Raw genomic sequence first — 22,126 nt, forward strand, 5'->3', positions numbered from 1 at the left:
CTTAGTCCAGCGGCTTGAGGCCTTTTTCGATGGCTGCGCGCTTGCTTTCGAGGAAAGGCGGCAGCGACAGGCTTTCGCCGAGGCTCTCCAGCGGTTCATCGACGGCAAAGCCCGGACCGTCGGTTGCGATTTCGAACAGGATACCGTTCGGTTCGCGGAAATAGAGCGAACGGAAATAGTAACGCTCGACTTCACCGCTGGACGGCACCCTGAGCGACCGCAGGCGTTCGACCCATTCCTGCATGCTTTCCTGATCCGGCGTGCGGAAGGCGACATGGTGCACCGCTCCCGCACCCTGCCATGCTGTCGGCAGGTTGGGCTGCACGGCGACATGAAGTTCGGCAGCCGCGCCGCCCGGTCCCATCGAGAAGACATGCACATGGCCTTCGCCATCGGGCGAGGCATAGTCGCCGGTCTCGCTCATGTTCATCAGCTTTTCGAGCACGATCCTGGTCGGCGCGAGGTCGGGGACGCTCAGCGTTATCGGGCCGAGGCCACGAATCTGCCTCTCGGCGGGTACGGGGCTTCTGTCCCAGCTATGGGCGTCGCCCGCGCCGCCATCGTCGGTCAGCCGCAGACGCTGGCCTTCCGGGTCTTCGAAATCGAGTACGGCGCGACCGGCCACTTCAAAAATATCGCCGGCTTCGATGCCCTGTTCGTTCAGGCGCTTGCGCCACCAGTCGAGGCTTTCGACGCCATTCACGCGCAGGCCCGTGCGGGCCACGCTGTTGGTGCCGCGGCGTTCGCGCTCGACCGGCCAGTCGAAGAAGGTGATGTCGGTGCCCGGCGATGCCAGACCATCGGCATAGAACAGATGGTAGGCGCTGGTGTCGTCCTGATTGACGGTCTTCTTGACGAGCCGCAGCCCGAGCGTATCGGTGTAGAAGCGCCGGTTGGCCGGTGCATTGGCGGTGATGGCCGTCAGGTGGTGCAGTCCGGTAAGTTCCAAAGCCATAATTGCCTCCTTTGTTCAGGGAGTTGCGTTTGCTGTTGGTCCCTATATCGTCCGTTGGGGCGTTCCGGAAAAGTGCTGGTTGCTGAACAGTGTGTAACCGATAAGCCGCAGCCGTGGCCTGATCGTTCGGTGGTGGATAAAAGGGGCTTGGCAGAGCTTGGCCCGTCAAGAATATATTAACCTGCAAAATTCGCAGTGTAAAAGAAACGCGAATTCATTGACGTGGCGTGTCTGGCCTTTCAGAAATCAGGTCTGATTTCGGTGCGAAGCGGTGGCGTAAAGGGAGCTTGGTTTTGCAGAGCATGTTTCGTCGGGCTGTGCCTGCATTGCTTGTTTTGGTGACGCTGCTCGCAGGTTGCGCCAGTCGTCCTGAAGGCGTGCTTGTGCCGGTGGGCGAGGTTACATCGCCCGGAACGACCAAGGTTGATCTGCTCGTCGCAACCACCCGCCGCCCATCTGACAATCCCGGCATTCTGTTCTCCGGCGAGCGCGACAAGCTTGTCTCGATCAATGATATCGTCGTATCCATCCCGCCGGAAAAGAACCGCAAGGCCGGCGAAGTGCAGTGGCCAAAGAAGCTGCCGCCCAATCCGCAGACCGATTTTGCCACCGTCAGCGTAACACCGCTCAAGACCGATGTTGAGAAGGCAGGTTGGGTTCGCCCGCACCTCACCAAGAGCCGCCGCGTGATGGTGTTCGTGCACGGCTTCAACAACACGTTTGAAGATTCCGTCTACCGCTTTGCCCAGATCGTGCATGATTCCGGGGCCGATGTTGCGCCGGTGATCTTTACCTGGCCGTCGCGCGCCAGCGTGTTCGACTATAATTACGACAAGGAAAGCACCAACTATTCCCGCGACGCGCTGGAACAGATCCTTCGCGCCATCGCCCGTGAGCCGGAGGTGAAGGACATCACCGTGATGGCCCATTCGATGGGCAGCTGGCTGACGGTTGAAGCGCTGCGCCAGATGGCGATCCGCGACGGGCGCGTGAATGCCAAGATCACCGATGTCATTCTGGCTTCACCCGATCTCGACGTCGATGTGTTTGCCAAGCAGTTTCTGGCGATGGGCAAGGACCATCCGCGCTTCACGCTGTTCACCTCGCGTGACGACCGCGCGCTTGCACTGTCGCGGCGCATTTCCGGTAATATCGACCGCCTCGGCCAGATCGATCCGTCCATAGAGCCTTATCGTTCGGGGCTTGAAAAGGCGGGCATTACCGTCATCGATCTTACCAAGCTCAAATCGGGTGATCGCCTCAATCACGGCAAGTTTGCCTCAAGCCCCGAGGTCGTGCAGCTGATCGGCCAGCGCCTTGTTGCAGGCCAGACCATCACGGATTCGCAGATCGGTCTCGGTGATCGTCTGGGCGCCGTGGCCATCGGCACGGCGCAAGGCGTCGGTACGGCGGCCTCTCTCGTGGTCACAGCGCCGATTGCCGTGTTCGATCCGAAAACCCGCAAGACCTATGACGAGCAGATCGACCGTTTTGGTCGCGCTGTCGGCAATACGGTGGGAGCGGTGGCGACCCCGACGCAATAAGCGGCTTGGTGCGCCTTGCCTTCGCTGTTGTCATATTTGAGTTGACGCTGTAGGACTCGCGGCCATCAGAAGATCGGCCCGCGAGGAGGAACGCGTATGCAGATTATCCGCACCATCGAGGAATTGCGGCAGGTTCTGGCGCCTGCGCGTCGTGCGGGCAAGCGCATCGGCTTCGTGCCGACCATGGGCTATCTTCACAAAGGCCATCTGGAACTTGTACATCGTTCCCGCGCCGACAATGACTTGACCATCGTGTCGATCTTCGTCAATCCGCTGCAATTTGGCGCGAATGAAGATCTCGACAAATATCCGCGCGATCTGGAGCGCGATGCGGCTCTGTTGCGCGGGGCAGAGGTCGATTACCTCTTCGCACCAGCCGTCAGCGACATGTATCCGCGCCCGATGCAGACGGTGGTGGATGTGCCGACGCTCGGCAATCAGATGGAAGGCGAGGCGCGTCCCGGCCACTTCGCCGGGGTCGCGACGGTGGTGAGCAAGCTCTTCAATATCGTCGGTCCCGATGCCGCCTATTTCGGCGAAAAGGATTTTCAGCAACTCGTCATCATCCGCCGCATGGTGGAGGATATGGCCATTCCGGTGCGCGTCGTCGGCGTGGAGACGGTGCGGGAGGATGACGGGCTCGCCTGTTCGTCGCGCAATGTCTATCTGACGCCCGCTGAGCGTGCTGCCGCCATCATCGTGCCGAAGGCGCTTGATGAGGCTGAGCGGCTTTATCGCTCCGGTGTGGATGATCCCGATGCGCTGGAAGCGGCAATTCGCGCCTATATCGCCACGGAGCCGCTGGCGACGCCGGAAGTAGTGGCGCTGCGCGACCCCGAAACGCTGGAGCGCCTGACGGTGGTGCAGGGGCGTCCGGTGCTGCTTGCGCTGTTCGTGCGGCTTGGCACGACGCGGCTCCTCGATAATCGTGTCATTGCGCATGTCGCGCAGGAACAGGCGGCCTGACATGAGCGCACCCGTCAAACAGAAGCGACTGACGCCCAAGGCCATTTCAGCCCTGAAGGGCGAGCGCCCGATTGTCAGCCTCACCGCTTATACGACACCGATTGCGCGTCTGCTCGATCCGCATTGCGACCTGCTGCTGGTGGGGGATTCGCTCGGCATGGTGCTTTACGGCATGGATTCCACCCTTGCCGTGACGCTCGACATGATGGTCGCCCATGGGCAGGCGGTGATGCGCGGAGCCGAGACGGCCTGCGTCATCGTCGATATGCCGTTCGGTTCCTATCAGGAATCGAAGGAACAGGCGTTTCGCAACGCCGTTCGCGTGATGCAGGAAACTGGCTGTGATGGCGTCAAGCTCGAAGGCGGCGAAGAAATGGCCGAAACGGTCGATTTTCTGGTGCGGCGCGGCATTCCGGTCTTCGGCCATGTCGGTTTGATGCCGCAACAGGTCAACACGGTCGGCGGTTTTCGCTCGCTCGGACGCGGCGACGAGGAAGCCGACCGCATCCGCCGTGACGCGCAGGCCATTGCCGATGCCGGCGTGTTTGCGCTGGTGATTGAAGGCACGGTGGAGCCGCTGGCGCGCGAGATCACCGGTGCCCTTGCCATTCCGACCGTCGGCATCGGTGCGTCGGCGGCTTGCGACGGGCAGATACTCGTCTCCGACGATATGCTGGGGCTGTTTCAGGATTTCACGCCGCGCTTCGTGAAGCGCTTTGCGCAACTGGCGCCGCAGGTGTCCGATGCCGCAAAAGCCTATGCCGAGGAGGTGCGCGCGCGCACATTTCCGGGGCCGGAGCATGTTTTCGGGGCCAAGAGCAAGGCGTAGGCGCTGAAAGCTGTGGCCGGTAACGCACAGCGCCTTGTATTCGTTGGTCAATCGCGTTCAATGTCGGAACTGTTTTCCGGAGTTGCCGTGACCGACGATATTGCCCATACCGAACTGATTGCCGTGCTGGCCGCCGTGACCAGCGAACAGCCGCGCGTCATGACCGTGCGGCAGGGGCAGGCTCTTCCCTCTGGCCCGTTCGAAAGCGAGCATCGTTCGTTGCAATCCGGTCTGCGCGCCTGGGTGCAGTCGGAAACCGCACATCCGGTCGGTTATCTGGAGCAGCTCTACACTTTTGCCGACCGTGACCGTCACGCACAGGGCGAACGCATCATTTCGATCAGCTATCTCGGCCTTGTGCGTGAGAGCGATGCGGCGGCAGGGCAGGCCGGCTGGCGCGGCTGGTATGATTATCTGCCGTGGGAAGATCACCGTCAGGGCGAACCGGCCATCATGGAGCATCTCAACAATGCGCTCCTTGTCTGGGCCTATCGGGCCGAAACGCCGGAACTGACCGCGCAGCGCATGCGGCGTATCGCCTTCACCTTCGGCTTTGAAAATGGCGAGTGGGGCGGGCGCTGGAACGAAGACCTCGTGCTGCAACGCTATGAACTGCTGTTCGAAGCCGGTCTGGTGGCGGAAGCTGGGATGAAGGAAGACGAGAACGGTCGCTCCATGTTTGCCGATCATCGCCGCATCCTTGCCACGGCCATTGCGCGACTGCGCGCCAAGATCAAATATCGCCCGGTGGTGTTCGAATTGATGCCGGACAGTTTTACGCTTCTGCAATTGCAGCGCACGGTCGAAGCGCTGGCCGGTCTGCGCCTGCACAAGCAGAATTTCCGCCGCCTGATCGAGCAGCAGGATCTGGTCGAGGAAACCGGCGAAAGCGATAGCGAAACCGGCGGTCGCCCGGCAAAACTCTTCCGTTTCCGTTACTCGATTGTCGAGGAACGCGCCCTTTCCGAGCGCCATCTGGCTGGAGCCAAGCTGCCAATCTCCCGCGATTGACAATATACTCGAATCGAGTATAAGTTCATAAACATGAAATGCTCAGATTGAGTATAATGGGTAGGCTCGGGAGGCCCAACCATGAACGATCATGTTTCCGTTTCGCAACTCTATGACCGCGTGGCCAAGGTGCTACCCAAGGCGGAGTGGCTGGGCTTCGAAGACGATGTCGCAGCCATTCTCGAATTGAAGAAAAAACGCAATGCGGTGATCCTTGCGCATAATTACCAGACGCCTGAAATCTTCCATTGCGTGGCTGATATTGTCGGCGACAGTCTGGCGCTGGCCCGCAAGGCTGCGGAGGTCGATGCCGATGTGATCGTGCTGGCGGGTGTGCATTTCATGGCCGAGACGGCGAAGCTGCTTAATCCCGGCAAGACGGTGCTGATCCCCGATATGGGCGCGGGCTGTTCACTGGCCGACAGCATCACGCCGGAAGATGTGGCGTTGTTGCGGCAGGCGCATCCGGGCGTGCCAATCATCACCTATGTCAATACATCTGCTGCCGTGAAGGCGGCGTCCGACATTTGCTGCACTTCCGGGAATGCCAAGAAAGTGGTGGAGTCGCTTGGCGTGCCGCGTGTGCTGATGATCCCCGACGAGTTTCTGGCGCAGAATGTGGCGCGCGAAACCAATGTCGAAATTCTCGCCTGGCATGGCCATTGCGAGGTACATGAGCGGTTCACGCCCGACGATATCCGTGAATTGCGTGAAAGCCATCCCGGCGTGGTGGTTCTGGCCCATCCCGAATGCCCGCCGGAAGTGGTGGCGGTCGCCGATTTTGCCGGTTCCACAGCGGTCATGTCGGACTATGTCGGCGAGAAGAAGCCGCAGCGTGTCGTGCTTTTGACCGAATGCTCGATGAGCGACAATGTCGCCGTCGATCACCCGGATGTGGAGTTCATCCGCCCGTGCAATCTCTGCCCGCATATGAAGCGGATCACGCTCGCCAATATTCGCGACGCGCTGGAAAACAACCGTCATGAAGTGACCGTCGATGCAGCATTGATGGAGCCTGCCCGGCGTGCCGTCGAGCGGATGCTGGCGGTATGAATACGGCCCCGGTCCTCGTCATTGGCAGCGGCCTTGCCGGTCTGATGACGGCGCTGACCTTGTCGCCGCAGCCTGTGTTGCTGGTGACGGCGGGAACCCTCGGCCTTTCCGGATCCAGCACGCTGGCACAAGGCGGCATTGCCGCGAGCCTTGGCGCGGATGACAGCGCGGCGCTGCATCTGGCCGATACGATTGCGGCGGGCGACGGCCTGTGTGACGCAGGCGTGGCGGCAGAAATTATCGCGGCAGGCGCGGACGTGGTTGCCGCGCTGGAAGCCCATGGCGTACACTTCGACCGCACGGCGGACGGTTCATTTTCGCTCGGGCTGGAAGCCGCCCATAGTCGCTATCGCATTGTGCATGTGGATGGCGATGGGACCGGCGCTGGCATTATGCGCGCCTTGATTGCGAAAGTGCTGGCGACGCCTTCGATCAACGTCATGGAAAACACCCGCGCCTTGCGGCTCATCCGGCAGGATGGCCGTGTCGCCGGCGCTTGTCTTGAAAATGTCGGTCCGGTTGCAGCGCGCGCCGTGGTGCTGGCGACGGGCGGGATCGGCGGACTTTATAACGCAACGACCACGCCGCTCGGCAATCTCGGCCAAGGGGCCGCTCTGGCAGGCCGTGCAGGCGCTGTGCTGGCCGATATGGAATTTGTGCAATTCCACCCGACCGCGCTAGCCGTTTCCGCGCCGCGTCTGCCGCTGATCAGCGAAGCGGTGCGCGGGGAGGGCGCCAATCTCGTCAATGATCGTGGCGAGCGCTTCATGGCGGATATTCCGGGCCGCGAGCTTGCGCCCCGCGATGTAGTGGCGCGCGCCATCGGCAGCGAGATCGCGCAAGGGCGCAAGGTCTATCTCGATGCGCGTACAGCTCTGGGCGCGCGTTTTGCAACCCGGTTTCCCGGTATCGATACGCTTTGCAAACAACATGGCGTCGATCCGTCCCGCGATATGATCCCGGTCAGACCCGCCACGCATTATCACATGGGCGGCGTCAAGACCGACGCTGACGGTCGCACCAGCTTGCCCGGTCTCTGGGCTGTGGGCGAGGCTGCCTGCACCGGCCTGCATGGCGCCAACCGGCTTGCCAGCAATTCACTGCTTGAAGCCGCCGCCATGGGGTTGCGCGCCGCCCGCGCGATTGGCTGTGAAGAGGCGGTCGCCGTGCGGCATCCCGTGCCGGTCAGCCTGCCGCAGAGCGCGGACGCTGAACCCGTGCGGCACATTGTTTCCCGCCATCTTGGCCTGCTGCGTGATGAAGAAGGTTTGCGCTCTGCAATCACCACCCTTCTCCCCCTCGCGGAGACCGACGATGCCGCAGCCGTGGCGCTGGTCGCTGCGGTTGCGGCATTTGACCGGTGCGAGTCGCGCGGCAGCCATGCCCGCACCGACTATCCCACCAAAAGCACGGATTCAGGCCGCAGCTTTTTCACCTTTCCGGTCGCTTTCGCACTGGCTTGCGAAATCGCCGCGCCTCACCCTGTTACAAGGACTGCATGATGAACCTGCCGCGCTTGTCTCCGCTTGTCGTCGAACCGCTGGTGCGCGCCGCACTTCTGGAAGATCTGGGGCTCGCTGGCGATATCACCAGCAATGCGGTGGTGCCGGAGGATCACCGTTCGGCCATGCTTTTCAGCCTGCGCCAGCCGGGCGTCATTGCCGGGCTGGATGTGGCCGAAATGGCGTTTCGTCTGGTCGATCCGGATGTCAAATTCGAACGTTTGGCGCGGGACGGTCAGTCTCTTGAGAAGGGGGCGGATGTTGCCCGCGTTTCCGGCTCGTCCCGTTCCATTCTGGCGGGGGAGCGCACGGCGCTGAATTTCCTCGGTCACCTCTCCGGTATCGCCACAGCCACCGCCGGCTTGGTGCAGGCGGTCCAAGGCACCAGGGCCTCCATCGTCTGCACGCGCAAGACAACACCGGGGCTGCGCGCCTTGCAGAAATATGCAGTGAGGGCAGGCGGCGGCATGAACCACCGTTTCGCGCTTTATGATGCGGTGCTGATCAAGGACAATCACATCGCAGTTGCTGGCGGTGTGCGTGAGGCCATCGAACGTGCCAAGGCCGGGGCCGGTCACATGGTCAAGATCGAAGTCGAGGTCGATACGCTGCAACAGCTTGATGAGGCGATGGCTGTCGGCGTGGATGCGGTGCTGCTCGACAATATGTCGCCTGCGCAATTGCGCGAGGCGGTGTCGGTGATCGACGGGCGCGCGATTTCGGAAGCGTCCGGCGGGATCACGCCGGAAACGGTGGCGGCGGTGGCTGCCAGCGGCGTTGAGCTGATTTCGGTCGGCTGGACCACGCACAGCGCGCCGAACCTCGATATCGGGCTCGATTTCGAAGAGCTGAAATGAAAATGGGAGGCAATCGCCTCCCTTTTTTCGTCTGCATGGCTGCGAAACTTATTTTTCGACAAAAGCCTTTTCGATCACGAAATGACCGGCTTCGCTCTGGCTGCCTTCCTTGAAACCGCGCTCTTCGAGGAGCTGCTTGGTTTCAGCCAGCATTTCCGGGCTGCCGCACAGCATCACGCGATCGTCTTCCAGATTGAGTTCCGGCATGTCGATATCGGTGAAAATCTGGCCCGAGCGAATGAGGTCGGTGAGGCGTCCGCGGTTCTTGTAAGGCTCGCGGGTGACGGTCGGGTAATAGATGAGCTGCTTTGCCGCCATCTCGCCGAGGAATTCGTCCTGCGGCAATTCGTTGGAAATGAAATCCGTATAGGCCAGTTCCGCCACCTGACGCACGCCATGAACGAGAATGATCTTCTCATAGCGCTCATAGGCTTCCAGATCGCGGATGATCGACAGGAATGGCGCAAGGCCGGTGCCGGTCGAGAGCAGCCACAGATTCTTGCCGGGCTTGAGATTGTCATAGAGCAGCGTGCCGACCGGCTTCTTGGACAGGATGATCTGGTCGCCAACTTTCAAATGCTGGAGCTTGGAAGTCAGCGGACCGTTCGGCACCTTGATCGAGAAGAATTCCAGCCCGTCTTCGTAGAGGCTCGAGGCAATGGAATAGGCACGGGTGAGCGGCTTGCCGTTCACTTCGAGGCCCATCATGATGAACTGGCCGCTCTGGAAGCGGAAGCCCGGATCACGCGTCGTGCGGAAGGAAAACAGCGTGTCGGTCCAGTGATGGATATCGGTGACGGTTTCCTGATTAAAGTTGCTGCTCATCTTCGGAACTGTCTCTGTTGTTCTCCGGCACCACGCTTGGGAGGACGGCGCCTTCAGGATTGGGTCGGTTGGTTTGGTCTTTATCGGTCATTGCTGCGGCCCGCCCGCATGGATGCAACTCCGTGGAGTTTGCATCCTGAGCAGGCAGGCCGCTTTGATCGCAATCAATATAAGCGCGTCAGGCTGCCTTCAGGGTGGCTTCCGCGAATTCGTAGTTGGCCAGCTTGTCGAGGAAGTTCGTTACATAGTCAGGCCGACGATTACGGAAATCGAGATAATAGCTATGCTCCCAGACATCAAGCCCTAATAGCGCCTTGCCTTCGCCGGTTGCCAGCGGATTGGAGCCATTTGGCGTCTTGGTGACCTTCAGCTTGCCGTCATTGGCCAGAACCAGCCACGCCCAGCCCGACCCGAACTGGCCGACAGCCGCCGTCTTGAAGGCTTCCTTGAACTGGTCGACGCCGCCAAAGTCTTCAACGATCTTCTTTTCCAGCGCGCCGGGAAGGCGTCCGCCATTTGCCGACAGGTTCTGCCAGAATAGATCATGGTTCCAATGCTGACCGGCATTGTTGAAGACCGGAGCGAGATCGGCCTTGTCCTTGGCAAAGAGCACGATTTCCTCAAGCGACTTGCCCTTGAGCGCATCGTTCTTCTCAACGAAGCCATTGAGCGCCGTTACATAAGCCTGATGGTGCTTGCCATGGTGCAACTCAAGCGTTTCGGTGCCCATGCCGACGCCTTCAAGAGCGTTGGTCGCATAGGGAAGCGGAGGCAGGGTAAAGCTCATTTTGGACTCCTTCATACAGAACGATCTTGATAATTCCGGGCGGTTCGCTTAATTTAACAAGATAATGCTTCTTTAAATCGAAAACAGGCAATATGTCAAGGAATGACTTTCTAAATACGGACGTTTCGGGAGCACGTTCACCCGCAGAACGCGTGATGCTGGCGCTGAAGATGCGCGGTGCGCAGACGGCTGCCGCAATCGGTGAACATCTCGGCACCACCGGCGAGGCGGTGCGCCAGCAGTTGGTGCGGCTGGCCGAGGAAGGTCTCGTCGCGCCGCATTCCGTTTCGCAGGGCGTTGGCCGCCCGTCGCAGTTCTGGGATCTGACGGAAACCGGCAATAAGCGCTTTCCCGATACCCATGCCGATCTGACCGTGCAGCTTCTGCATTCCGTGCGCACCATCCTTGGTGAAGACGCGCTGGAAACGCTGGTTGCGCATCGCGAGACGGAAACCCGCCGCCAGTATCATGCGCGCCTCAAGGACATGGAGTTCGACGAGCGCGTCAAGGCGCTTGCAGATATTCGCTCGACCGAGGGCTATATGGCCGATGCCGAGCGGCGGGCGGATGGTTCTTGGCTTTTTGTCGAGAACCATTGTCCGATCTGTGCCGCCGCCGATGCCTGTCAGGGCTTTTGCCGGGCCGAGCTTCAGGTGTTTGAAGCGGTTCTGGGTCCCGATGTTTCGGTTGCCCGTACCGAGCATATTCTGGCCGGGGCGCGGCGCTGCGCCTATGTTTTTACCCCGGCCAGTCTTTCCTGATCAGCACGATGCCACTTGCGGCTGTCTTGCGCTGCGCACCAAAGCCAGCGCGGACAGGAATGCCAGCGCCGACATGATGGCAAAGCCGGAAAACAGCCACATGGCGGCATTGGCGGTGCCTGCAAAGCCGCCGGGATTGCTGAGGCCAGCCATATTGGCGACCATGCCCGCCAGCGCGGCGCCGAGCGCCGTGGTGAAAAGCTGGACAGTCGTGACGGATGCCGACGCTAGATTCTGGTCATCCGCATCGGCGCGCTTGAAAATGCGCGTCAGAAGATGCGGCCATGTCATGCCCACGCCAAAGCCGATGACCGCCAGCGCCAGACAGATTGGCAACAGGCTTGCCCATTGACCGTCGCTGCCGACGGGAACCAGCGTGGCGAGCGTGACCATGCCCGCTATGCCCATCAGCGGCGCGGCGATGATCACCCGGTCAACCCGGCCTGACGAGACGCCCGAAGATCCGATGGAACCGAGCGTCCAGCTTCCGCCCATGATGGCGGCCAGATAACCGGCGACTAAGGGCGACTGGTTATGCAGCACCTGAAAGAACAGTGGCACGAACACTTCGGCGCTGGTGACCGAGGCGCTGAGGAAGGCGAGCGTCAGATAAAGCGCGCCGAGCCGGCGGAGACTGAAAGACCCCTTGGGCAGAATGCGCCGTGACGAATTGCGTTCGATCACGAAGAGCAGGACCAACAGCACGATAGCCAGCGCGACGCCTGCCGCATTCATGACGGCATTGACCGAAATGCTGGCGGCGGAGACGGCAAGGACAGCCGCCGTCAGCAAAATGAGCTGCGGCCAGGCCAGTGGTGCGCGGCTGCCTGCATCGCCGGAGGCGCGCGGCAGCACGACCATGGCCATAATGGCGAAGATGCCGATCACCGGTGCCAGCGACCAGAAGGCAGCGCGCCAGATGCCAAGCTCGGCGAATATGCCGCCGATCGCGGGACCGACGAGGGTTGCAACGCCCCACATGCCGGAGACGAGACCGATGGCGCGGGGCCAGAGGTTTTCAGGGAAAACGATGCGGATCATCGCATAGGAAAGCGCCAGCATCATGCCGCCGCCAAGGCCCTGCACCGAACGCCCGGCCAGCATGACCGGCATGGATGGCGCGAGACCGCAGGCGAGCGTCCCGGCGGCGAAAATTATTGCCGCCAACAGATAGGCGCTGCGCGGACCTGCCTGCGAGAGCAGGCGCGGAACGAGCGCAGAGCCGAGAATGGAGGCCGTCACGAACAGCGCCGTGTTCCAGGCGTAATAATCCATGCCGCCAATATCGGCGACGACCGTGGGCAGGATGGTGGTGGCGATGAACACGTTGATGGCGTGCAATGCGACACCGCCGACAAGCGTGAGCGACCGGATGGCGTTCTTACCGGCAAACAGGTCTCCCCAACCGGCGGTCTGGCCGCTAGCGGATGTTTGGTCCTGCATGATTTTTCCCTTACACAACTGAATAACCGGACATGGAGGCCCCAAAATGCCCATCTGTCCGAACTGCATGCCAATCGCTACGCCCGCCCCTTTAATTTGTCAAGAAGATGCTTGTTTAATTATCAGGGAAATATTTCGGGCGATGATAGAGCGGTCAATCACGCGCAGGAAGCCGGGCCAGCGCACAAAGACTTTCAATCAAAACAAGGGAGAAGCGTGTAAGGGGTTCAAATTCTGGCGAAAAGCTCTATATCAGGGCCAACCGTTGAAGGCTGATAGCCAAGATGGAAGCGATCCGCGACAGCTTGTGGGGAAATTTTTCCCCGTGGTGCTGTGGCGGATTTGTGTTTCTGTCACAAGCTTCCTATAAGCCTTTGAATAATTCCAGAAGAAGCGTCTGACGCTTCTTCCCAACGTGGCGACCAGCCTTGCTGGACAGGCCAGATTTCCCCATTGGACGACCCGAAGACGAAGAGCCATGATCCAGACGCCTTATTACCTGATCGACAAGACCAAGCTGAAGCGCAACATGGAAAAGATCGCCTATGTGCGCGAGAAGTCCGGCGCGAAGGCTTTGCTGGCGCTGAAATGCTTCGCGACATGGTCTGTGTTTGATTTCATGAGCCAGTATATGGACGGCACCACCTCGTCCTCGCTCAACGAAGTGCGTCTTGGCCACGAGAAATTCGGCGGCGAAACCCACGCCTATAGCGTTGCCTATGCCGATCACGAGATCGATGAAGTCATCGCCAATGCCGACAAGATCATCTTCAATTCCATCGGCCAGTTGGATCGCTTTGCCGATAAGGCGGCGCATATCAAGCGCGGCCTGCGTCTCAATCCGGGCGTGTCGTCATCGAGCTTCGATCTTGCCGATCCGGCGCGTCCGTTCAGCCGTCTTGGCGAGTGGGATGTGGCGAAGGTCGAGAAGGTCATGGACCGCGTGACTGGCTTCATGATTCACAACAATTGCGAAAATTCCGATTTCGGTCTGTTCGACAAGATGCTGACGGAGATCGAAGACAAGTTCGGCTCACTTCTGCGCCGGGTTGAATGGGTCAGCCTTGGCGGCGGCATTCATTTCACCGGCGAGAATTATCCCGTCGATGAATTCTGCACGCGCCTGAAGGCGTTTTCGGAAAAGTTTGGCGTGCAGGTCTATCTGGAACCGGGCGAAGCCTCGATCACCAAGACCACGACGCTGGAAGTGACGGTTCTCGACACGCTGTTCAACGGCAAGAACCTCGCCATCGTGGATAGCTCCATCGAAGCCCATATGCTCGATCTTTTGATCTATCGCGAAACCGCGAAGATGGAGCCGAATGAGGGCAACCACCGTTACATGGTCTGCGGCAAGTCGTGCCTGGCGGGCGATGTTTTCGGCGAGTTCAATTTCGGCCATGAACTGAAAGTTGGCGACCGTCTCTCTTTTGCGGATGCCGCCGGTTATACGATGGTCAAGAAAAACTGGTTCAATGGCGTGAAAATGCCTGCGATTGCCGTGCGCGAATTGGACGGCACGGTCAATGTTGTCCGCGAATTCACCTTCGCGGATTTTGAAGGGTCGCTTTCGTAAAGATCCGGTTGCGGCTTCAGGCTGCAACGAACTCATGTGTTCCGAATGAGAAGGCAATCGGGACGGTCAATAGATGGCGGGAAACCGCTGGAAGAGGAAGCATCGACAGAAAATGAAGAAGAACGTTCTCATTATCGGCGCCGGGGGCGTGGCACAGGTTGTTGCACATAAATGTGCGCAAAACTCTGACATTTTGGGCGATATCCATATTGCGTCCCGCACGGTTGAGAAATGCCGCAAGATTATCGATAGCGTGCATGAAAAGAAGAGCCTCAAGACCGAGGTGAAGCTGGAAGCGCATGCGCTGGATGCTCTGGAAGTTGAAGCCACCAAGGCTCTGATCCAGAAGACGGGTGTTCAGATCGTCATCAATGTCGGCTCGGCCTTCCTCAATATGTCGGTCCTTCGCGCCTGTATCGATACGGGCGTTGCCTATATGGACACGGCCATTCACGAAGATCCGAAGAAGATCTGCGAGACGCCGCCATGGTATGGGAATTACGAATGGAAGCACCTCAAGGAGTGCGAAGAGAAGGGCATCACAGCCATTCTCGGCATCGGCTTCGACCCGGGCGTGGTCAATGCCTATGCGCGTCTGGCCGCTGACGATTATCTGGATGATGTGACGTCGATCGATATCGTCGACATCAATGCCGGTTCGCATGGTCGCTGGTTCTCGACCAATTTCGATCCGGAAATCAATTTCCGCGAATTCACCGGCACGGTCTATTCCTGGCAGAAGGGCGCGTGGCAGTCGAACAAGATGTTCGAAGTTGGCCACACCTTCGACCTGCCTGTCGTCGGCCCGAGCAAGGCTTACATGACCGGCCATGACGAAGTGCATTCGCTGTCCAAGAACTACCCGAAAGCGGATGTCCGCTTCTGGATGGGCTTTGGCGATCACTACATCAACGTCTTCACTGTGCTGAACAATCTTGGTCTCTTGTCCGAACAGCCGGTCAAGACTGCTGAAGGCCTGGAAGTCGTGCCGCTCAAGGTGGTCAAGGCTGTGCTGCCCGATCCGTCGTCGCTGGCGCCGGATTATACCGGCAAGACCTGCATTGGCGATTTCGTCAAGGGCACCAAGGACGGCAAGGAAAAGGAAGTCTTCATCTACAACGTTGCCGATCATAAGGACGCTTACAACGAAGTGGGTTCGCAGGGCATTTCCTACACGGCTGGCGTTCCCCCTGTGGCTGCCGCAATCCTGATCGCTTCCGGCGAATGGGATGTGAAGAAAATGGTCAATGTGGAAGAGCTGAACCCGAAGCCTTTCCTCAACATCCTGAACCATATCGGCCTGCCATCCCGTATCAAGGATGAGAATGGCGACCGCGCGCTGGACTTCGCGTGAGGTTATAGCTTTACACAATAAAAAACCCCGCTTTGGCGGGGTTTTTTATTGCGTGCTTCATGCTTTGCACTGTCTCCTTCGATCCTCATCCTGAGGAGGCCCGTAGGGCCGTCTCGAAGGATCGAGGATATTCTGGAACCCTGAATTTCGGCGGCATAGAGTTGGGGATGTGGGAGAATCCGATCTGTGTTCAACTCCACTGTGTTTACAACAGAGGAGGTCTTCGATGAAAAATACAGTGATAGCCTTATCGGTCCTGACAGGAATTCTGGGTGGCGCCATGGGCGCATCCTGGGCCGGCGGGCAGGCCAAAGGTCTGTCTAGTCCTTTCCACGTATTGCCATGCTGGAATTGTGGACCTCGGCGCTAAACCAGTACCGCTCTATTCGAACGAATCCGGCTATTCGCCCCGGGGCCAGGTGTCCGACAACCGATACCCCCCGGGAAACGGATCGCTCGGATCGAGCATCAGCTGCGCGGTGCCGGTCACCCATGCGCGACCGGAAATGATCGGGCTGATGGCGGGCTTGCCGCCAAGTTCCAGCGCTCTGTCCAACCGGCAATGAAATTCCGTACCCAGTACGGATTTGCCGATGAAGCGCTCACCCACTTTCATCTGGCCCTTGGCGTGCAGCACAGCCATTCGCGCCGAACATCCCGTCCCGGTCGGCGAGCGGTCCAGCTTGGCCGGACGGATAGCTACCGTGTTCACGCCGGTCAGCACATCGCCGTCGCGCGTGACCGGCTCGGTGATCTGGCAAAACGAAATGTGGTTCCAGTCCTTTTCCGGGTGACGAAAGCCGAGCTGCTCATTGGCGGCCTTGGTGATCCTCACGCCGATCTCTGCCAGTTCCCGCGCCTGACCCGGCTCGATCTTCATGCCGATCTCAGCCGCATCGATAATGACAAAGCTGTCGCCACCATAGGCCGTATCGACGGTGAGGGTGCCTAGTCCTTCGACTTCAAGCGCAGCATCCAGCCGGTCAGCGAAAGACGGCACGTTGCGCACGCTGATACGCTCGGCCTTGCCGTTGCGACACTCCGCTTCCACCTCGATAAGCCCGCCCGGCGCTTCGAGCACCATGCGCGTTACCGGTTCCTGCATCGGGATGATGCCGCTATCAAGCAGCACTGTTGAAACGCAGATCGAGTTCGAACCCGACATAGGCGGCGTATCGGCAGGTTCCATGATGATGAAGCCCATCTGCGCGCGCGGATCTTTCGGCGGCACCAGCAGATTGACATGGCGAAACACTCCGCCGCGCGGTTCGTTCAGCACGAAATTGCGCAAGGTCTCATCGCTGGCGATGAAGCGCGACTGTTCCCACACTGTTTCGCCCGGAGGCGGCGCGACACCACCGACGATGACATCGCCGACTTCGCCCTCCGCATGACAGCCGACGATATGGATGACCTTGGTGCTGCGCATGGGAACCTCGCAAAATACAACACGTATATTCCTATCCAGACGCTGTGCCGGTCAATCATTTATCGGACGATGGATGGCTCATTCGCGACAGTTTTGAAAACTGGTTTCGAGGCATGCCGCGAAGTTGGAATTTACTTCCCAAGATGTGTTGCTCTTTTAAGCGGGTCTGATATCCATGTGCTGCTAAATTGTGCAGATCGATGCGCAACCCGCTTGGCTCCGGATCAGTTTCAGGAACATGCAAAACGTTCCCCATTGAAATTGAACAACCCGAAAAGCTGGGGCGCCGTTGTTTTGAAAAGCAACGCGCGGCTCTTAGCCGGCATGGGACGGTCGATGATCGTATCGCGACGCCACTCTCTCCTCAGATTGACCCGGTCTCTGAGTCTTTGATGTCTCGGCGCGTGGTTTTCAGGTTTTGAATTGTCCGGCGGAGTGACGGCTCCTCGGATGATTCAGGGGAGTGGAATGTGAGCAGTACAACCAATGCGGGCTTTCATGAGCCCAATCAGAACAGCGTTCAACGCTGGGGCAGGGAACTTTCGGCGGCGCTGAAGCTCGGCTGGCCGCTGATCCTGACCAATGTTTCGCAAGCCGCATTGACGGCAACCGACGTGATCTTCATCGGGCGTCTCGGCAAGGATACGCTCGCCTCGGCGTTGCTCGCCACGAGCTTCTACCACACGCTGGTCATCTTCTCGATGGGGCTGGTTTCCGCGGTCATGCCGATGATCGCCATCGCGCTTGGCAAGAACCGCCATTCGGTGCGCGATGTGCGCCGCACGGTCCGTCAGGGCTTCTGGACGGCGATCATCATCTCGATCCCGATCTGGGTCGTGCTGTGGCATTGCGAGGAGATATTCCTGTTCCTCGGCCAGCAGCCGGATATTGCCGCACGCTCGACCGATTTCATGCACACGCTGCAATGGGCGCTGTTGCCCTATCTGTTCTACATCGTGCTGCGCTCGTTCTTCGCGGCGATGGAAAAGCCCATGTGGACGCTGCTGATTGCAGGTGCTGCGATCGGCTTCAACGCGCTTGCCGGATGGACGCTGATCTTCGGTCATTTCGGCTTTCCGCGCATGGAGCTGCATGGCGCAGGTATTGCGACGACACTTTCCAGCCTGATGATGTTTCTCGGCATGGCGGTGATCGCGCTGCGTCATCGCCGCTTCCGGCGCTATCACCTGTTCGGTCGCTTCTGGCGTCCTGACTGGCCGCGTCTGCGCGAGCTGTGGCGCATTGGCTTTCCGATGGCGCTGACCTTCGTGTTTGAAACCTCGATCTTCTATGCGGCGGTGGTCATGATGGGCCGGATCAGCCCGACCGCCATGGCGGCGCATGCGGTGGCGATCCAGATCGCATCGCTGAGCTTCATGGTGCCGCTCGGTTTCGGGCAGGTGGCGACCGTGCGGGTGGGGCGCGCTTATGGCGCGGGCAATCCTAAAGCCGTCGCCTATGCAGGCTGGAGCGCCTATGCGCTGGGCGTCGGCTTCATGATGATCATGGGCCTTCTGATGATCCTGATCCCGCGTCTGTTCATCGGCGTGTTTCTCGATCTGCACGATCCGGAAAATCTGCCCGTGATGGAACTGGCCGTCAGCTTTCTTGCGCTGGCCGCCCTGTTTCAGACGGTCGATGGCGCGCAAGCGGTCGCGGCGGGCATGTTGCGCGGCATGCGCGACACGCGCGTTCCGATGTTTCTGGCGCTGCTTGGCTATTGGGGCGTCGGCCTGCCGCTTGGCGCGCTGCTCGCCTTCAAGGTCGGCATGGGCGGTCAGGGCATTTGGCTCGGCCTTGCCGCCGGGCTTGGCATCGTTGCGGTGATGATGACCCTGCGCTGGCGCAGGCATCTGGCCCATATTTCCAGAACACTGGCATAAAACAAAAATGCCGCACGGCCTGAAGGTCGTGCGGCATAGTTGCATGCTGCGGATATCATACCGTATCCGCGTTCTCGCTTTTGCGATTACTTCGTCAGAGCAATAATGCGATCAAGCGCGCTGCCGAAACCCTTCAGGGAAATCTTGAAGGCGACCGGCTGGCTTGGGCTGAGCGCCGTCGCGGTCACGTTGATATTGGCACCCGCCTTGATGGCCGCAACCTGTTTGGGGTCGAAGCTGACCGGTGCAAGGCAACCCTGCGGAAGGCAGGTGGAAAATGCCAGATTCGGACCAGCGGCCTCATCAACCTTGATGGTTGCGCCTTTGCCGATATCAAGGCCGAACGGCATCAGGATGACGCCGTCGACCTTTCCGCCCGCCACATTGCGCAGCTCGACGGTCAAGACGCGCTGGCCGGTCTGAGAGCTGTTCTGCTCCTGGCGGATAGCACAGGTGGACGCGTCCTTCTGCGTCTGGCAGGAGACGGTCCAGTCCTGATAGGTTTCCTGCAAGCTGTTTGCACCGCCCGGAAGGGGGGCTGCAAAGGCAGGGGCTGCGAGAAGTGCTGACAGCGTGCAAGCAAGGCCGAGCGCGCGATGGTTTTTCATAAATATATTTCTCTCTAAAAAACAATCATCCGAAGCCTGCTGCTCAAAAGAGGCGGCTTTGGAGATTTATTGAGCATAAATCAGGAGGGCGTTCAACTGCAATCCCATCAAAATATCTTGTTTGCTCGAATAATCTTAAAAGGTTATCGAAGTCTAATATAGTCTTCACTGCAACGTTTGCTTGAAAATAGCGGGTTGGGCGTTGCAGTGAGCAGGTATCCAGCCAGCTTTGGCCGGATACCTGTTGCGGTTTACGCTTATCGCGACAGTTTCATATGACGGTTCACATCCTTGTAAAGCAGATAGCGGAACTTGCCCGGACCGCCTGCATAGCAGGCCTGCGGGCAGAAAGCGCGCAGCCACATGAAATCACCGGCTTCCACTTCCACCCAGTCCTGATTGAGCCGGTAGACCGCCTTGCCTTCCAGCACATAGAGGCCGTGCTCCATGACATGGGTTTCGGCAAAGGGGATCACGCCGCCCGGTTCTAGCGTCACGATGGTGACATGCATGTCGTGGCGCAGATCGTTCGGATCGACAAAGCGCGTCGTTGCCCAAACGCCATTGGTGTCGGGCATGGGCGAGGGGGCGATGTCGTTTTCGTTGAGGAAGAGCGGCTCCGGCACATTAAGCCCGTCCACATAGTCATAGGCCTTGCGGACCCAGTGGAAACGCGCGGTCGCGCTGGCCGTGTTGCGCAGGCTCCAGCCGCTTTTCGGCGGCAGATAGGCATAGCCGCCTTCGGTCAGCGTGTGGGTCTTGCCCGCGACGGTGACGGTGACTTCGCCTTCGACCACGAACAACACGCCTTGCGCCGTGTCATCAAGCTCGGCGCGGTCGCTGCCGCCGCCGGGCTGCACTTCCATGATATATTGCGAGAAGGTTTCGGCAAAACCCGACATAGGGCGGGCTATCACCCATAGACGCGTCTTTTCCCAGAAAGGCAGGAAGCTCGTCACGATATCGCTGAACGTGCCTTTCGGAATAACCGCATAGGCTTCCGTGAACATGGCGCGGTCGGTCAGAAGCTGCGTCTGCGGTGGCAACCCACCGGTCGGTGCGAAATAAGTGCGGGTCATTGTCTGTTCCTGATCAATAAAGCGTTTCTGGCAGAATATCTTTCAGCCGGAGAAGGGCGATACGCTCGACTTGCGCGCAAGCGGTGGCGAATTCCGTATCGCGGTCATTGGCGACGCGGCGCTGGAACGTGCCGAGGATTTCCTGTTTGTTGCGCCCCTTCACGGCAATGATGAAGGGAAAGCCGAATTTCTGCGTATAGGCGTCGTTCAGTTCGGTGAAAGTCTGCTTTTCCGCATCGGTCAGTGCATCGAGCCCGGCACCGGCCTGTTCGGCGGTGGATTCCGCCGTCAGGCGTTTGGCCTGCGCCAGCTTGCCGGCGAGATCCGGGTGGGCATTCAAAACGCCAAGCCGCTCCTCGGGCGAGGCGGCGCGGAAGATTCTCGTCATCGCAGCGGCAAGACCGGAGGCCGTGTCCTCAGCGGCACCGAAGCCGGCATCATAGGCGCGCTCGGCGATCCACGGCGAATGCTCGAAAATGCTGCCGTAACGGGCCACGAAATCGGCTTTGCTGGCTTGGGATGGCACTACATCGGCCACTTTTGGCTTATGGTGTTCGTGCCAGTGATTGGCAATGTCGATGCGCTTGGCAACCCAGACCTTGTCGTGGCTCTGGACATAGTCGAGGAAACGTTCAAGGGCGGCTGCCCGACCCGGACGTCCAACCAGACGGCAATGCAGGCCGATGGAGAGCATCTTGGGCGCGCCTTCTGCGCCTTCGCGGTAGAGCACGTCGAAGGCGTCCTTCAGATAGGTGTAGAACTGGTCACCGGAATTGAAGCCTTGCGGCGTTGCAAAACGCATGTCGTTGGCATCGAGCGTATAGGGCACAATCAGATGCGGGCCTTTCGGGCCCTTGACCCAATAGGGCAGCTCGTCCGCATAGGAATCGGCTGAATAGACGAAGCCGCCTTCTTCCATCACCAGTTTCAGCGTGTTGTCGGACGGCTTGCCCTGATAAATGCCGAGCGGACGCGAGCCAGTCACTTCCGTGTGCAGGCGCACGGCTTCGCGAATATGCTCGCGCTCCACTTCTTCCGGCACGTCCTTATATTCCCACCAGCGCAGGCCGTGGCTGGCGATTTCCCAGTCGGCTTCCTTCATGGCAGCGACTGCTTCGGGATTGCGCGCCATGGCCAGCGTCACGCCATAGACAGTGACGGGCATGTTGCGCCGCGTGAAGGCGCGCCACAGACGCCAGAAACCGGAACGCGCACCGTATTCGTAGATGGATTCCATGTTCAGGTTGCGCTGGCCGTTCCAGGCCTGTGCACCGACGATTTCCGACAGCAGGCATTCGGAGGATGCATCGCCGTCGAGAATGCAGTTTTCCGCACCCTCTTCATAATTGACCACGAATTGGACGGCTATATTGGCCCCGCCGGGCCAGCGCGGATCTGGCGTGTTGCGGCCATAGCCGATCAGATTACGTGGATAGCTCATGCCATACATCCCCTTCCAAACATCCCTTTGGGTTCTGTTATTTGGTCCATGATAATAAAGATTTGCGCACCGAATTCCCCTTCAAAATTTTGAAAGACATCCAATGAGAAAGCTCTTTCTTAATGCCGCATAAGGCGGAATACTTCACGATGGGAACAAAAGCGGGAACGCCGCCGGTCTGCCATAAAAATGTGCTTTCATTGCAAAAACAGCACTGGCAAAC

General features: G+C 59.4%; 19 protein-coding genes. 11 read left to right on the forward strand and 8 right to left on the reverse strand.

Annotated elements, in window-relative coordinates; all coding sequences use genetic code 11:
- Position 1: 1 nt before the first annotated feature.
- Positions 2-955: a ring-cleaving dioxygenase gene (locus HWD97_RS11785; RefSeq protein WP_109368369.1), complete on the reverse strand. Its 954-nt coding sequence runs from the start codon at positions 953-955 to the stop codon at positions 2-4.
- Positions 956-1,257: 302 nt separating this feature from the next.
- Here HWD97_RS11785 and HWD97_RS11790 point away from each other — a divergent pair, with 302 nt between their 5' ends.
- From HWD97_RS11790 to nadC, 7 genes are all read left to right on the forward strand, one after another.
- The gene (locus HWD97_RS11790; protein WP_109368370.1) at positions 1,258-2,499 is read left to right on the forward strand and encodes an alpha/beta hydrolase; all 1,242 of its coding nucleotides are present in this window, start codon (positions 1,258-1,260) and stop codon (positions 2,497-2,499) included.
- 96 nt (positions 2,500-2,595) lie between these two features.
- Positions 2,596-3,465, forward strand: coding sequence for a pantoate--beta-alanine ligase (gene panC, locus HWD97_RS11795; protein WP_109368371.1), 870 nt, complete (start codon positions 2,596-2,598; stop codon positions 3,463-3,465).
- Between the two features lies 1 nt (position 3,466).
- Positions 3,467-4,294, forward strand: a complete 828-nt coding sequence (gene panB / locus HWD97_RS11800) for a 3-methyl-2-oxobutanoate hydroxymethyltransferase (RefSeq protein ID WP_109368372.1) — start codon at positions 3,467-3,469, stop codon at positions 4,292-4,294.
- A gap of 60 nt (positions 4,295-4,354) precedes the next feature.
- Positions 4,355-5,305 (forward strand): hypothetical protein, encoded by a 951-nt coding sequence (locus tag HWD97_RS11805; protein WP_109370168.1) that lies wholly within the window; start codon positions 4,355-4,357, stop codon positions 5,303-5,305.
- Positions 5,306-5,386: 81 nt separating this feature from the next.
- A complete protein-coding gene (gene nadA / locus HWD97_RS11810) occupies positions 5,387-6,358 on the forward strand; it encodes a quinolinate synthase NadA (RefSeq protein WP_109368373.1) in 972 nt (323 codons plus the stop codon).
- Entirely contained in the window at positions 6,355-7,860 is a 1,506-nt protein-coding gene (locus HWD97_RS11815; RefSeq protein WP_109368374.1) for an L-aspartate oxidase, read from the forward strand. Before nadA ends, HWD97_RS11815 begins: the two co-directional genes overlap by 4 nt.
- Positions 7,860-8,717 (forward strand): carboxylating nicotinate-nucleotide diphosphorylase, encoded by an 858-nt coding sequence (gene nadC, locus HWD97_RS11820; RefSeq protein WP_109370169.1) that lies wholly within the window; start codon positions 7,860-7,862, stop codon positions 8,715-8,717. The genes HWD97_RS11815 and nadC overlap by 1 nt, the downstream gene beginning before the upstream one ends.
- A gap of 48 nt (positions 8,718-8,765) precedes the next feature.
- Here the strand turns inward: nadC and HWD97_RS11825 are convergent, their stop codons facing one another.
- Positions 8,766-9,542, reverse strand: a complete 777-nt coding sequence (locus tag HWD97_RS11825) for a ferredoxin--NADP reductase (RefSeq protein WP_078337945.1) — start codon at positions 9,540-9,542, stop codon at positions 8,766-8,768.
- 178 nt (positions 9,543-9,720) lie between these two features.
- Positions 9,721-10,329 (reverse strand): superoxide dismutase, encoded by a 609-nt coding sequence (locus HWD97_RS11830; RefSeq protein WP_078337946.1) that lies wholly within the window; start codon positions 10,327-10,329, stop codon positions 9,721-9,723.
- 155 nt (positions 10,330-10,484) lie between these two features.
- On the opposite strand from HWD97_RS11830, the gene HWD97_RS11835 reads away from it, so the two are divergent.
- The gene (locus tag HWD97_RS11835) at positions 10,485-11,090 is read left to right on the forward strand and encodes a metalloregulator ArsR/SmtB family transcription factor (RefSeq protein WP_121537266.1); all 606 of its coding nucleotides are present in this window, start codon (positions 10,485-10,487) and stop codon (positions 11,088-11,090) included.
- Here HWD97_RS11835 and HWD97_RS11840 read toward each other — a convergent pair whose 3' ends face one another.
- Positions 11,091-12,533 carry an MFS transporter gene (locus HWD97_RS11840; protein WP_121537268.1) on the reverse strand — a complete coding sequence of 481 codons (1,443 nt, stop codon included), beginning with the start codon at positions 12,531-12,533 and terminating at the stop codon, positions 11,091-11,093.
- Positions 12,534-13,011: 478 nt separating this feature from the next.
- On the opposite strand from HWD97_RS11840, the gene nspC reads away from it, so the two are divergent.
- Both nspC and HWD97_RS11850 read left to right on the forward strand, forming a co-directional pair.
- On the forward strand, positions 13,012-14,109 hold the full coding sequence (gene nspC, locus HWD97_RS11845; protein ID WP_121537270.1) for a carboxynorspermidine decarboxylase: 1,098 nt from the start codon (positions 13,012-13,014) through the stop codon (positions 14,107-14,109).
- Between the two features lie 112 nt (positions 14,110-14,221).
- Entirely contained in the window at positions 14,222-15,463 is a 1,242-nt protein-coding gene (locus HWD97_RS11850; protein ID WP_121537272.1) for a saccharopine dehydrogenase family protein, read from the forward strand.
- 400 nt (positions 15,464-15,863) lie between these two features.
- Here the strand turns inward: HWD97_RS11850 and HWD97_RS11855 are convergent, their stop codons facing one another.
- Positions 15,864-16,892, reverse strand: coding sequence for a 4-hydroxyproline epimerase (locus tag HWD97_RS11855; protein WP_109368380.1), 1,029 nt, complete (start codon positions 16,890-16,892; stop codon positions 15,864-15,866).
- A 470-nt stretch (positions 16,893-17,362) separates the two neighbouring features.
- Here HWD97_RS11855 and HWD97_RS11860 point away from each other — a divergent pair, with 470 nt between their 5' ends.
- Positions 17,363-18,775: an MATE family efflux transporter gene (locus tag HWD97_RS11860; RefSeq protein WP_109368381.1), complete on the forward strand. Its 1,413-nt coding sequence runs from the start codon at positions 17,363-17,365 to the stop codon at positions 18,773-18,775.
- Positions 18,776-18,861: 86 nt separating this feature from the next.
- Here the strand turns inward: HWD97_RS11860 and HWD97_RS11865 are convergent, their stop codons facing one another.
- From HWD97_RS11865 to puuE, 3 genes are all read right to left on the reverse strand, one after another.
- Complete coding sequence (locus HWD97_RS11865) at positions 18,862-19,383, reverse strand: invasion associated locus B family protein (RefSeq protein WP_109368382.1); 522 nt, start codon at positions 19,381-19,383, stop codon at positions 18,862-18,864.
- Positions 19,384-19,640: 257 nt separating this feature from the next.
- Positions 19,641-20,462 carry a bifunctional allantoicase/(S)-ureidoglycine aminohydrolase gene (locus HWD97_RS11870; protein WP_121537278.1) on the reverse strand — a complete coding sequence of 274 codons (822 nt, stop codon included), beginning with the start codon at positions 20,460-20,462 and terminating at the stop codon, positions 19,641-19,643.
- A 13-nt stretch (positions 20,463-20,475) separates the two neighbouring features.
- Complete coding sequence (gene puuE, locus HWD97_RS11875) at positions 20,476-21,903, reverse strand: allantoinase PuuE (protein WP_121537460.1); 1,428 nt, start codon at positions 21,901-21,903, stop codon at positions 20,476-20,478.
- Positions 21,904-22,126: the final 223 nt, after the last annotated feature.

The sequence above is a fragment of the Ochrobactrum sp. C6C9 genome (assembly GCF_022627935.1).
In the GTDB taxonomy this organism is placed as follows: domain Bacteria; phylum Pseudomonadota; class Alphaproteobacteria; order Rhizobiales; family Rhizobiaceae; genus Brucella; species Brucella teleogrylli.